12 protein-coding genes are annotated in these 12,964 nt (G+C 66.9%); 9 read left to right on the top strand and 3 right to left on the bottom strand.

The window, feature by feature from the left end; all coding sequences use genetic code 11:
• Positions 1 to 2: 2 nt before the first annotated feature.
• Complete coding sequence (locus Q9R31_RS00275; RefSeq protein ID WP_311260787.1) at positions 3 to 548, bottom strand: DUF1697 domain-containing protein; 546 nt, start codon at positions 546 to 548, stop codon at positions 3 to 5.
• A 60-nt stretch (positions 549 to 608) separates the two neighbouring features.
• Entirely contained in the window at positions 609 to 1,328 is a 720-nt protein-coding gene (locus tag Q9R31_RS00270; RefSeq protein ID WP_009356552.1) for an IclR family transcriptional regulator, read from the bottom strand.
• Positions 1,329 to 1,441: 113 nt separating this feature from the next.
• Here Q9R31_RS00270 and leuC point away from each other — a divergent pair, with 113 nt between their 5' ends.
• The 6 genes from leuC to Q9R31_RS00240 all read left to right on the top strand — a co-directional run bounded on the left by leuC (position 1,442) and on the right by Q9R31_RS00240 (position 7,978).
• The gene (gene leuC / locus Q9R31_RS00265; RefSeq protein ID WP_311260786.1) at positions 1,442 to 2,896 is read left to right on the top strand and encodes a 3-isopropylmalate dehydratase large subunit; all 1,455 of its coding nucleotides are present in this window, start codon (positions 1,442 to 1,444) and stop codon (positions 2,894 to 2,896) included.
• Between the two features lie 9 nt (positions 2,897 to 2,905).
• Positions 2,906 to 3,508 (top strand): 3-isopropylmalate dehydratase small subunit, encoded by a 603-nt coding sequence (gene leuD, locus Q9R31_RS00260; protein WP_311260785.1) that lies wholly within the window; start codon positions 2,906 to 2,908, stop codon positions 3,506 to 3,508.
• A 167-nt stretch (positions 3,509 to 3,675) separates the two neighbouring features.
• Positions 3,676 to 5,001, top strand: coding sequence for a UDP-N-acetylglucosamine 1-carboxyvinyltransferase (gene murA, locus Q9R31_RS00255; RefSeq protein WP_311260784.1), 1,326 nt, complete (start codon positions 3,676 to 3,678; stop codon positions 4,999 to 5,001).
• A 9-nt stretch (positions 5,002 to 5,010) separates the two neighbouring features.
• On the top strand, positions 5,011 to 5,781 hold the full coding sequence (locus Q9R31_RS00250; RefSeq protein WP_311260783.1) for a lysophospholipid acyltransferase family protein: 771 nt from the start codon (positions 5,011 to 5,013) through the stop codon (positions 5,779 to 5,781).
• Positions 5,782 to 5,792: 11 nt separating this feature from the next.
• Positions 5,793 to 6,827 (top strand): NAD(P)H-dependent glycerol-3-phosphate dehydrogenase, encoded by a 1,035-nt coding sequence (locus tag Q9R31_RS00245; protein WP_311261602.1) that lies wholly within the window; start codon positions 5,793 to 5,795, stop codon positions 6,825 to 6,827.
• Between the two features lie 2 nt (positions 6,828 to 6,829).
• A complete protein-coding gene (locus tag Q9R31_RS00240; protein ID WP_311260782.1) occupies positions 6,830 to 7,978 on the top strand; it encodes a D-alanine--D-alanine ligase family protein in 1,149 nt (382 codons plus the stop codon).
• Between the two features lie 69 nt (positions 7,979 to 8,047).
• Here Q9R31_RS00240 and Q9R31_RS00235 read toward each other — a convergent pair whose 3' ends face one another.
• A complete protein-coding gene (locus Q9R31_RS00235; protein WP_311260781.1) occupies positions 8,048 to 8,551 on the bottom strand; it encodes a DUF3515 domain-containing protein in 504 nt (167 codons plus the stop codon).
• 69 nt (positions 8,552 to 8,620) lie between these two features.
• On the opposite strand from Q9R31_RS00235, the gene thiL reads away from it, so the two are divergent.
• The 3 genes from thiL to Q9R31_RS00220 are packed head-to-tail and all read left to right on the top strand — an operon-like array spanning position 8,621 to position 12,927.
• Positions 8,621 to 9,667: a thiamine-phosphate kinase gene (gene thiL, locus Q9R31_RS00230; protein WP_311260780.1), complete on the top strand. Its 1,047-nt coding sequence runs from the start codon at positions 8,621 to 8,623 to the stop codon at positions 9,665 to 9,667.
• A gap of 22 nt (positions 9,668 to 9,689) precedes the next feature.
• Positions 9,690 to 10,676: a DAK2 domain-containing protein gene (locus tag Q9R31_RS00225; protein WP_311261601.1), complete on the top strand. Its 987-nt coding sequence runs from the start codon at positions 9,690 to 9,692 to the stop codon at positions 10,674 to 10,676.
• Entirely contained in the window at positions 10,666 to 12,927 is a 2,262-nt protein-coding gene (locus tag Q9R31_RS00220) for an ATP-dependent DNA helicase RecG (RefSeq protein ID WP_311260779.1), read from the top strand. Before Q9R31_RS00225 ends, Q9R31_RS00220 begins: the two co-directional genes overlap by 11 nt.
• Positions 12,928 to 12,964 lie beyond the last annotated feature (37 nt).

The following is a 12,964-nucleotide window of genomic DNA, read 5'->3' as shown; positions in this document are numbered from 1 at the left end:
ACCTAGCCGGCGGCGAGGGCGGCCGCGGCGTCGCGGACCTTGATCAGCGTGCGCAGGTTGCGGGTGGTGGTTGCGGCCTTGAACTTCGTTTTCGCGCTGATCCTGCTGAAGGGGCTGTCCAGGGTTCCGCCCGCGGGGGCCAGCCAGGCAAGTGCCTCCGGCCCCAACCGCTGCTGGTCCTGGCTTTCAAGGGCTGACCCGGCCGCCTCCAGTTCATCCAGGACAGGGGTGTCCGAGGACAAGGTGATGTAGGTGTGGGTGGATTTGTCGTCCTCCGGATAGGGGCAGGCATCCGCCAGTTGGGCCACCCGCGCGGCGTCCAGGACCACAACCCACGCTTCGTAGCCGAAGGCAGTGCGGAGGCACTTTTCACACTCCTGCTTGACCTCGGCCGCGTCCAAGGTGCTGCTGAGCACCACGTTTCCGCTGGCCAGCAGGGTCTTTGCGTCCGGAAAACCGCAGGTCTTCAGCGCGTCCCGCAGGTCGGCCATTTTGATGTTGATTCCGCCCACGTTGATGCCGCGGAGGAATACTGCATAGCTGCCCATGGGCACAGCCTAGCCGCCAAGGGCCCGGCCGTTGTTCTTGCGCTGGTCGTTGTTCTTGCCCTAGTCGTTGTTCTTGCGCAGGGCCTCGGTGAGGATGCGCCCGGCATTACAGACCACTTCCGCATGCAGGCGCCCCGGCTGGCGGGTCAGCCGCTCGATCGGGCCGGAAATGGAGACGGCGGCAATGACCCTGCCAGACGGACCCCGCACCGGCGCCGAAACGGAGGCGACCCCCGGCTCGCGCTCGCCCAGGCTCTGTCCCCAGCCCCGCCGTCGTACCCCTGCCAGGACGGTTGGCGTGAAGCGGGCCGACTGCAGGCCCTCAAGGAGCCGGTCGTGGTCCTCCCAGGCGAGCAGGACCTGAGCGGCAGAACCGGCTTTCATGGACAATTGAGTTCCTACGGGAATGGTGTCGCGCAGGCCGATGGGGCGCTCGGCAGATGCGACACAAACGCGCCAGTCGCCCTGCCTGCGGAAGATCTGGGCGCTTTCGCCGGTGGCGTCGCGCAGTTGCATGAGCACGGGCCCGGCTGAGGCGATCAGGCGGTCCTCGCCGGCGGCGGAGGCGAGCTCCACCAGCCTGCTGCCGAGCACGAACCGGCCCTGGATGTCGCGGCTGACCAGGCGGTGGTGGACCAGGGCCAAAGCGAGGCGGTGGACGGTGGGCCGGGCCAGTCCGGTAGCGGCTACGAGCTGCGCCAGCGTGGTGGGGCCGGCCTCAAGGGCATCGAGCACTTGGGCCGCTTTATCAATGACGCCGACTCCACTAGAATTGTCCATGTAATGATATTGCCGTCTCAATATCTGAGATGCAAATCTTTCGGCTGGCGCAGTTTGCGGCCATCCTGATTCAGTGGTGCTAATCAGCCAAACAGCAGTGAAGGGAGATGGCCATGGCAAAGACATTGGCCGAGAAAGTCTGGGACGCACACGTGGTGCGCAAAGGTGACGGCGATGGTGCCAACGCCCAGCCAGACCTTCTGTACATCGACCTCCACCTGGTCCACGAAGTCACGTCCCCGCAGGCGTTCGAAGGCCTGCGGCTGGCCGGCCGCAAGCTGCGCCGCCCGGACCTGACCATCGCCACCGAGGACCACAACACGCCCACGCTGGACATCGACAAGCCGATTGCCGACCTCACCAGCCGCACCCAGATCCAGACCCTGCGCAACAACTGCGCGGAGTTCGGCGTGCGGCTGCACAGCCTGGGCGACACCGAGCAGGGCATCGTGCACGTGGTGGGCCCGCAGCTTGGCCTCACCCAGCCCGGCATGACGGTGGTGTGCGGCGACTCGCACACCTCCACCCACGGGGCCTTCGGCGCGCTGGCCATGGGCATCGGCACCTCGGAGGTGGAGCATGTCATGGCCACCCAGACGCTGTCGCTGAAGCCGTTCAAGACCATGGCCATCAACGTCGAGGGCACACTGCGCCCCGGCGTGACCGCCAAGGACATCATCCTCGCCGTGATCGCGAAGATCGGCACCGGCGGCGGCCAGGGCTACGTCCTGGAATACCGCGGCTCCGCCATCCGCGCCCTGTCGATGGAAGCGCGCATGACCATCTGCAACATGTCCATCGAAGCCGGCGCCAGGGCCGGCATGGTGGCACCGGACCAGACCACCTACGACTACATGTCCGGCCGCCCCCATGCGCCGGAGGGCGCAGAGTGGGATGCCGCCGTCGAGTACTGGAACACGCTGAGGACCGACGACGACGCCACCTTCGACGTCGAAGTGGACCTGGACGCCAACACGCTGGAGCCGTTCGTCACCTGGGGCACCAACCCCGGCCAGGGCGTTTCGCTGTCCGAATCCGTGCCGTTCCCGGAGGACTTCGGTGACGAAAACGCCAAGGCGGCCGCCGAACGCGCCCTGCAGTACATGGGACTCGAAGCCGGCACGCCCATGAAGGACATCCGCGTGGACACGGTCTTCCTGGGCTCCTGCACCAACTCCCGGATCGAGGACCTGCGCGCGGCGGCGGACATCATCCGCGGCCGGGAAAAGGACCCGCAGGTCCGCATGCTGGTGGTGCCCGGCTCCGCCCGCGTCAGGCTCGAGGCCGAGGCCGAGGGACTGGACCGCGTGTTCAAGGACTTCGGCGCCGAATGGCGGTTTGCCGGCTGCTCCATGTGCCTGGGCATGAACCCGGACCAGCTGGAGCCGGGGGAGCGCTGTGCTTCCACCTCGAACCGCAACTTCGAAGGCCGTCAGGGCAAGGGCGGACGCACGCACCTGGTCTCACCGGTGGTGGCAGCCGCCACGGCAGTGCGCGGAACCCTCAGCTCGCCGTCGGACCTTGAACCGGCTCCCGAACCCGCCGCCATCCGCATCGACGCAGCCTAGGACAGCATCATGGAAAAGTTCACCAAGCACACCGGTACCGGCGTCCCGCTGCGCCAAAGCAACGTCGACACCGACCAGATCATCCCCGCCGTCTACCTCAAGCGCATTACCCGGACCGGCTTCGAGGACGCGCTGTTCTCCGCCTGGCGCAAGGACCCCTCCTTCATCCTGAACCAGGAGCCCTACAACGCCGGGTCGGTGCTGGTGGCCGGCCCCGACTTCGGGACCGGCTCCTCCCGCGAACACGCGGTCTGGGCCCTGAAGGACTATGGCTTCAAGGCTGTCCTGTCCTCCCGCTTCGCCGACATCTTCCGCGGCAACTCCGGCAAGCAGGGACTCCTGGCCGCGCAGGTGGCCCAGGATGACATCGAGCTCATCTGGAAGGAACTCGAAAACGCGCCGGGGACGCAGGTCACGGTGGACCTTGAGTCCAAGACCGTGGTCTGCGGCAACATCGTGGCACCGTTCGACATCGACGACTACACCCGCTGGCGGCTCCTGGAAGGCCTGGACGACATCGGGCTGACCCTCCAGCACGAAGCCGACATCACCGCATATGAGGCCACCCGCCCGGCGTTCAAGCCCAAGACCCTGCCGGCGAAGCTTTCCTAGCCCTGCGCCTGGCTACGGCCCCGTGCCGGTGGCGCGGCGGGGTGGCGCAGCTCCCGCCACGCCCCGCCGCCGGTACCCCCTTATTTCGGTTCGGTAACGCGACCTCCTATGCTTGGTTGGAGCCTTTGCAAGGTTTTGGGGGCTAGTGATCGTGAGGAAACCGGTATATGAGTAGTGTTCTGACAATCCGCGGCGGTGTCCCGCTTACAGGCCGCGTCAGCGTCCGTGGGGCAAAGAATCTTGTTCCCAAGGCAATGGTGGCGGCGTTGCTGGGCAACGAACCCTCGGTGTTGCGGAACGTGCCGGAGATCAAGGACGTGGAGGTTGTCACCTCCCTGCTCCAGCTGCATGGCGTGACCGTGGAGAAGGACCCCGTCAACGGTGACCTCACCCTCGATCCAAAGGGTGCAAAGACGGCGCCGAGCACCGCGATCGATGCCCACGCCGGTGACTCCCGCATTCCCATCCTGCTGTGCGGGCCGCTGATCCACGCGATTGGCGAAGCCTTCATTCCCGACCTGGGCGGCTGCAAGATCGGCGACCGTCCCATCGACTACCACCTGGATGTCCTGCGCCAGTTCGGCGCCGTCGTGGAGAAGCGTCCCGGCGGCATCCACATCTCGGCACCCAAGGGCCTGCACGGCGCCAAGATCTCGCTGCCGTATCCGTCTGTTGGCGCCACCGAGCAGGTCCTGCTCAGCGCCACCCGCGCCGAAGGCATTACGGAGCTTTCCGGTGCCGCCACCGAACCGGAAATCATCGACCTCATCGCCGTGCTGCAGAAGATGGGCGCCATCATCAGCGTCCAGACGGACCGCACCATCCGCATCGAGGGTGTCCGCGACCTCGGCGGCTACAACCACCGCGCACTGTCGGACCGCAACGAATCGGCGTCCTGGGCTTCGGCTGCACTGGTGACCCGCGGCGACATCTTCGTGGCAGGCGCCTCCCAGCGCGACATGATGACGTTCCTGAACACCTACCGCAAGGTGGGCGGCGGCATGGACATCGGCGAGGACGGCATCCGCTTCTACCACAAGGGCGGAAAGCTGAACCCCCTGGTTTTGGAGACGGACGTGCACCCCGGCTTCATGACGGACTGGCAGCAACCACTCGTTGTGGCACTGACCCAGGCCGAGGGCGTATCCATCGTCCACGAAACTGTGTACGAAAACCGCTTCGGCTTCACCGATGCGCTCATCCGGATGGGCGCCAGCATCCAGGTGCACCGGGAGTGCCTGGGCAGCGTTCCGTGCCGGTTCGGCCAGCGCAACTTCCTGCACTCAGCGGTGATTTCCGGTCCCACCCAGCTGAAGGGCACCGATATCGACGTCCCGGACCTGCGCGGCGGCTTCAGCCACCTGATCGCGGCACTTGCTGCCACCGGAACCTCCCGGGTCACCGGCATCGACATCATCAACCGGGGCTACGAGCGGTTCACGGAAAAGCTCGCCGGCCTCGGTGCCGACTTCGACATCACCACCACGAAGTAGCGCGCCACCGTGAAGGAATCGGCCAAGAGCAGGGCCACATTTGTGTTCATCGCCGGCATCGCCCGGCCGCTGCTGAACCTCATGATGTCCAAGACGTGGGAAGGCACCGAAAAACTTCCCGCCGGGGGCTTCATTGCCGCCCCCAACCACTGCACAGAGATCGACCCCCTGGTGGTGGGACACATGCTCTACAACCAGAAGCGGGCCCCGCACTTCCTGGCCAAGGCCGGACTGTTCAAGGTTCCGGCCCTGGGCTGGCTGCTGCGCGCCACCAAGCAGGTGCCGGTGGAGCGGTCGACGGCGGGAGCGAACCGATCGCTGCAAGTGGCCCAGGATATTGTCGCCGAAGGCGGCGCGATCATCATCTATCCCGAGGGCACCCTCACGCGGGACCCGGACCTTTGGCCCATGAAAGGCCACACTGGAGCAGCGCGGCTGGCCCTCGAAGGCGGGATTCCCGTGGTCCCGATCGCCCACTGGGGAGCGCATGAAGTGTTCCCCCGGTACGGCAAGTCGTTCCACATCTTTCCACGCAAACGCTCCCGCGTGGTGGTGGGCAATCCGGTGGACCTGAGCGCGTTCAGTGGCCGTCCCCTGGACAAGGCCACCCTGGCGGAGGCCACCGAGGTGATCATGGACGCCATCACGGCATTGTTGGCAGGGTTGCGCGGTGAACAGCCTCCCGCGGAGCGCTGGGACCCGGCCAAGCAGCAGCAGGCCAAGCATGGACGGTTCGTTGAACGCGGACAGCAGCCGGGATCAGGAACGGAAGCTCCGTGACCGCTGATGCGATGCCGGGGGCGGCACGTACGGTTGCTGTCCTGGGCGCGGGATCGTGGGGGACAACCTTTGCGAAGGTCCTCGCTGACGCCGCCATTGCCACCGGTACGCCGCGTGCCATCAGGCTGTGGGGCAGGCGCGCCGAGGTGGTGGAAGAGATCAACGGCAGCCACCGTAACAGTGACTACCTGAAGGACGTCGTCCTGCCGGAAAGCATCACTGCGTCTACTGACGTCCGCGCGGTCCTGGCAGGTGCGGACCTTGTGGTGGTGGCAGTTCCGGCCCAGTCCCTCCGCCCGCAGCTGCGGGAATGGAAGGACATGATAGCTCCCGGAGCTGTTGTGGTCTCCCTGATGAAGGGCCTGGAGCTGGGCACGGACGCCAGGATGAGCGAGGTCATCGGCGAGGAGCTGGACCTGCCGCTGGAACGCATTGCAGTTGTCTCCGGACCCAACCTCGCCATGGAAATTGCGCGGCAGGAACCCACGGCATCGGTCGTGGCGTGCACCGATCCGGCCACCGCCGGCTGGCTCGCCAGGACCTGCACCGCCCCCTACTTCCGTCCCTACACCACGTCCGATGTCGTAGGCGTCGAAATCGGCGGCATCGTCAAGAACGTGATCGCACTGGCGGTGGGCATCTGTGAGGGCAAGCAGATGGGAGACAACACCAAGGCCTCGGTGATTACCCGGGGACTCGCGGAAACGTCCCGCCTCGCTTTGGCACTGGGAGGCGACGCCAAGACCATGGCCGGCCTCGCCGGGCTGGGCGACCTTGTGGCAACCTGTTCGTCTGCGCTGTCCCGGAACCACACTGCCGGGAGGCTGCTGGGCCAGGGCCTGACGCTGGAGGAAGTGGGCCGAAAGATGACCCAGACCGCCGAAGGCATCAAATCCGGCCAGGCCGTCCATGAACTCGCCGGCAAGCTCGGCGTCGATATGCCCATCACTGCCGCCGTCGTCGCGGTGCTGGCAGGCAAGCTGTCCGTTGACCAACTGGGGCCGGTTCTGCTGTCCCGGGAATTGAAACCTGAAGGCGATTACTGACCATGTCCCAAGACACACCCACCACACGGGAAACGGCCACCACCAGGAAACCGCGGGTAGCAGTGCTTTTCGGCGGCCGTTCCAGCGAGCACGCCGTAAGCTGCGTCACCGCAGCAGGCGTGCTGGGCGCAATCAACAAGGACAAGTACGAGGTGATCCCCATCGGGATTGCCAGGACCGGCCAGTGGGTCCTTGCTCCGGCTGAAACGGCCCAGTGGTCCCTCGCGGCATCATCGCTCCCCGAAGTGGTACCTTCGCCGCAGACCGTCACGTTGGCGGAGATCGGCGGCGAACACCAGCTGATCGTGGCGTCGCCCAACGAAGTTCCGCAGGAACTGGGTGCCGTTGACGTCGTCTTCCCGCTCCTGCACGGACCCTTCGGCGAGGACGGCACCATCCAGGGCCTCCTTGAGCTTTCGGACACCCGCTACGTCGGCGCCGGCGTGCTCGCATCCGCCGTCGGGATGGACAAGCACTACATGAAGGTGGTCTTCGAAGCCGCCGGGTTCCGCGTCGGACCGTACGTCGCCGTGACCGACAGGCAGTGGCGCAGGGATCCCGAGTCTGTCCGGAAGCAGGTGGACCGCCTCGGGTTCCCCGTCTTCGTCAAGCCGGCCCGTGCGGGCTCGTCGATGGGCATCTCCAAGGTTGATTCCCTTGAGGACCTGGACGCCGCCATCGAAGAAGCGCGCCGCCACGACCTCAAGCTGGTCATCGAAGCCGGAATCGTCGGCCGGGAAATCGAATGCGCCGTCCTGGAAGGCAGGGGCACCGATGCGCCCCGGACCTCAATGCCCGGCGAAATCTCCGTAGCCGGAGGAACCCATGAGTTCTACGACTTCAACGCCAAGTACGTCGAGGATGATGCCGCATCCCTCAGCTGTCCGGCAGACATCCCGGCGGAAGCGATTGCCCGGGTACGTGAGCTGGCCGCCGCGGCATTCGATGCGGTGGGCGCCGAGGGCCTGAGCCGCGTGGACTTCTTCTACACCCTCGACGGCGAGCTGATCATCAACGAGATCAACACCATGCCAGGCTTCACGCCCAAGAGCATGTACCCGCAGATGTGGGCGGCTTCCGGGCTGGGCTACGCGGACCTGATCGATGAACTCATCTACCTCGCCCTGAACCGTAAAACCGGACTGCGCTGAGCCCCACTGGCACCCTAACCTCGCTTCGCTTCGGCCAGGGAACCCTGCCGGCGTGGGCCCACCACCGGCTTACTGGCTCTTCGGCAGGTTCTGCAGGTCTTCCTGGCCCACGCAGTTCCGCGAGGACGGCACCTTTTCCGCCGCTGCTGCCAGGTCCGCGAGAACCGTTGCGGAGCTGATCTTGTCAGGGTCCATCAGGATCTCCGTGGCGGGTTCCCGCCCGTACGTGGTCAGCGTCCACACGGGGTCGCCTTCCTTGATGACCCAGTCGACACCGTTGACGGTGACGCAGCGGTCCGTGGTGGGGCCAGGCACATTGACGCCGCAGCGGAGGATGACCAGCGACGGGTCGCCCCAGGCCGCGGTGGCCTGGCTGTTGGTCTTCCGCAGTTTCGAATCGCCGATGGCGTCCGGCAAGGCCACCATCATCGGTGCGCACAGCGGGTTGGCGGCGTCCTTGGCGGCGGTGACATCCACGGCGGGGGAGCAGGCAGTCAAGGAAAGGGCGGCGATTCCCCCAACCAGCGCCATCCTGGCGGCACGGGCGGACAGGGGCAGCTGGGGATGGTGCATGGTCCCAGCCTATCGCCGCCGTCGTCCCCGTCCGGACACGATGTCGGCCGGGCGCGGTAGCGTAGTGGCGTGCCTGAAGACCTCCGTAACCGCCTAGACCGCCAGCCCACCGTCGCCGGCCTTTCCGAAGCCGAACTGCTGGACCGGATCTTTCCGCGCCTTCGGATGGCGGCCGGCCACACCTCAAGCACCCTGCTGGGGTCCGGGGACGACGCCGCCGTCGTCGCAGCCCCGGACGGCAGGACCGTCATCAGCATTGACACCCAGGTCCAGGACCAGGATTTCCGCCTCCTGTGGCCCAACGGCTACCGCACCACCGGGTTCGACGTCGGGTGGAAGGCTGCGGCACAGAACCTCAGCGACATCAACGCCATGGGCGCCTATGCAACATCCATGGTGGTCAGCCTTACCCTCCCCGTTGACACCCCCGTGAGTTGGGTGGAGGACCTGGCGGACGGGCTGACAGCGGGAATCCGCGGGCTTGGTGCCACCCACTGTTCCGTGGCCGGCGGAGACCTGGGCCGGGGCCGTGAAATTTCCGTGACCGTGGCGGTGCTCGGAACGCTCGACGGCGGACGGCCGGTCCTCCGGTCGGGCGCCCGGCCCGGGGACATCCTGGCGCTGGCAGGAACAGCAGGCCATGCAGCGGCCGGATTGGCCCTGCTCGAATCGGACATCGCGGTGGACACCCTCACCCCGGCGGAGCGCGCCTTCGTGGACCTGCAGTGCCGGCCCCGCCCGCCGCTGCATGCCGGACCGGCGGCCCGGGCGGCCGGTGCCACGGGGATGCTGGACATTTCGGACGGGCTCCTGCGGGACGGCAAGCGGCTGGCCGCCGCCAGCAACGTTGCCGTCGCCCTTGATCCGGCCGCGCTGGCCCAACTGGCCGTTCTCCTGGCCCCGGCCTCGGCCAGGCTGGGCGAGGATGCGGCGGGTTGGGTGCTGGGTGGCGGAGAGGACCACGGGCTGTTGGCCACATTCCCGGGCAGTGTTCGGCTGCCACCCGGATTCACTGCGATAGGCTCGATACATGCACTCGGTACCGACGACGGCCCGGGCGTCCTGATAGCGGGCCGGGCCGCGGACAACGGGGGATGGGATCACTTTGCACACTAAGGTTGCCGCCAACGCGCTGGCGATGAAGAGGTGGCTGGGCAAGGCTGAAACTGCCCTGGGAAACCACAGCGACCGGCTCAATGCCATCAACATCTTCCCCGTGGCCGACGGCGATACGGGCACCAACCTCTACCTCACCGTCCGGGCTGCCGCCCGTTCCCTGGTTCTTGCCGAGGACCAGCCGGCCCCGGTGGACGTCGGGGAAGTCCTTGCCACGGCCGGACAGGCCGCCATGGAGGAGGCCAGGGGAAACTCGGGAACCCTCTTTTCGGTGTTTCTGTGCGCTGCGGCCGAGCCCTTGGCCGGCCATACACGGTTGACGTCCACCCTCCTGTCGGCAGCACTGAACCGTGCCCAGATCCGCGCCTGGTCCGCACTGAGCGACCCCGTCCCGGGAACCATGCTCTCGGTCATGGAAGCGGCAGCCCGTGCGGCAGCCGCCGTCGACGCCGCCCAGGACGGCGACGACAGCAACCATGCGCTCGGCCTGGCCCTGGACGCGGCGGTGGAGGGCGCGCTGGCCGCGGTGATCCACACGGAGGAACAGCTCGACGCGCTGCAGTCCGCCCACGTGGTGGATGCAGGCGGCGTGGGGATGCTGCTGATCCTGGACTGCCTCCGCTCCGTCGTCCTGGGAGAGGAACTGCAGAGCGAACTCCTTGATGGCCTGCACGGCTATGACGTCTCCGATCCCCACATCCACACCTCCATGCCGGACGACGACGGCGTGGAAGTCATGTGCACCATCAGCCTTTCGCCCCTGAACGCCGCCACCCTTCGGCAGCGGCTGGACGAAATTGGCGAGTCGGTCATCATGAGCCAGGTGGGCAGTGGTCCGGATGCCGACGGCAACTACCGGTGGCGGGTGCACGTGCACGTCCCGGACCCGGAACCGGCCGTGGAAATCATCCGGTCCCTGGGTGAGCCGTCCCAGATCAGCATCAGCGAGCTGGCGCTTCCGCGGGACCCGGATGTGGACAAGGTGAACACCGGCGGGCATGAACGCTGAGCTGGACCTGGCCCTGGAGCGCCGGATCGGAAAGCGCTCCGCCGCCGTCATCGAGAAACACCTCGGCATCACTACCGTCGAGGACCTCCTTAATTACTTTCCCCGCCGCTACCTGATGCGGGGCGAGTTAACCCCCATCAGTGAGCTGCCGCTCAATGAGGAAGTCACCCTCATCGCGCGGGTGCTGTCCAGCAGTACCCGGCACATGCAGGCCCGGCGCGGGACCATCACCGACGTCATCGTTTCCGACGACGACGGGCAGCAGGGGCTCCGGCTGGTGGGAGGCACGGACTACCGCGGCAAAGTGCCGGGGACCCTCAAGATCAGCTTCTTCAACGGCTACAAGGCAAAAGCCGAACTCCTGCAGGGACGGCGGGCCCTGTTTTCAGGAAAGGTCACCAGCTTCAAAGGCCAGCTGGGCCTCACCAACCCGGACTTCCAGCTCCTTGACGATGACCCCTTCGTCCAGGGCAGCGGTGATCCGGAGAAACTCGCCGCGATGCCCATCCCGGTCTATCCGGCTACAGCGAAGCTCCCCAGCTGGAGGATCCAGAAGGTCGTCAACACTTTGCTCGAAACCGCGGACCTGGCCTCCCTGCCGGACCCGCTTCCGGCCGCGGTCGCTTCGAGGGAAGCCTTCCTGCCCGTGGCGGATGCCTACCGGCTCATCCATGCGCCCCAAACAGCCTCTGACTGGAAACGCGCACGGGACCGGTTCCGGTACCAGGAAGCCCTGGTGCTGCAGTCCGCGCTGGCCAGGCGGCGGGCCCAGCTCGCCGCCGAGGAAGCCACCGCCCGGCGCCCGGTCAGTGACGGTATCCTGGCTGCCTTCGACCACAACCTGCCCTTCACGCTCACGGCCGGCCAGGCCGCCGTCGGCAAGACCCTCGCCGCGGAACTGGCGCAGCCTGCCCCCATGAACCGGCTGCTGCAGGGTGAGGTGGGCTCCGGGAAGACCGTGGTGGCGCTGCGGGCAATGCTGCAGGTCATCGACGCCGGCGGGCAGGCTGCGCTGCTGGCGCCCACCGAAGTGCTCGCCGCCCAGCATTACGACTCCATCCGCCGCACCCTGGGAGTGCTTTCCAGCGACGGACTCCTGGGCGGGGGCGACGGCCCTTCCGTGCAGGTCACGCTGCTGACAGGGTCCATGCCGACGGCGGCACGGAAACAAGCCATGCTGGACGCCGCCTCGGGCACCGCAGGAATCATCATCGGCACCCATGCCCTGCTCAGCGACAACGTGGCGTTCTACGACCTCGGCCTGATCGTGGTGGACGAGCAGCACCGCTTCGGCGTTGAACAGCGCGATGCCCTGCGGGCCAAGGCACGGAAGCCGCCGCACCTGCTGGTCATGACCGCCACGCCCATTCCCCGCACCGTGGCGATGACCGTGTTCGGCGACCTTGAGACCTCCACCCTCGATGAACTGCCAAAGGGCCGGGCCCCGATCACCACCCACCTCGTCGGCCTTGCGGAGAATCCCGCCTGGGCGGGACGGATCTGGGCACGGGCCAGGGAGGAGATCGACGCCGGCCACCAGGTGTACGTGGTCTGTCCCAAGATCGGAACAGACGACGACGGCGACTTCAGCCCGGGGGAGGCCGCGCCTCCCGGCGTGGAAGGGGAGGAGACGCGGGAGCTCGCGTCGGTCACCGCCGTCGTGGACCATCTGCTCTCCGAACCCTCGCTCGCAGGGGTTCCGCTGGCTCCCCTGCATGGGCGCCAGGACCCGGACCTGAAGACTGGGACCATGGCCGGGTTCACTGCCAACCGTATTAAGCTGCTCGTCTCCACCACCGTGATCGAGGTGGGGGTGGACGTCCACAACGCCACCCTGATGGTCATCCTCGACGCCGACAGGTTCGGTATATCCCAGTTGCACCAGCTCCGCGGCCGCGTGGGCCGCGGTGGCCTGCCGGGAACCTGCCTGCTGGTCACCGCCCTGGAACCCGGGCACCCAAGCCGGCGGCGCCTGGATGCCGTGGCCGCCACCACCGACGGTTTCGTCCTCTCCCAGGAGGACCTCAAGCTGCGGCGCGAGGGCGACATCCTGGGCGCGTCCCAGTCCGGCGGGCGGTCGACATTGAAACTGCTGCGGGTCCTCGAACACGAAGACGTGATCGCCCGGGCCAGGGAAGACGCCCAGGCAATCGTTGCCGGCGACCCGTCACTGGCCGGCTGCCCGGAACTCGCCGATGCCATCGAGAAATACCTCAACCCTGAGAAGGAGGCGTTCCTTGAACGCGGTTAGCAACAGAAGCGCAGCGGGCACAAACGCAGCGGGCGCC

The sequence above is a fragment of the Pseudarthrobacter sp. BRE9 genome (genome assembly GCF_031844305.1).
GTDB lineage: Bacteria > Actinomycetota > Actinomycetes > Actinomycetales > Micrococcaceae > Arthrobacter.
This window is presented reverse-complemented; position numbering and strand designations above follow the sequence as displayed.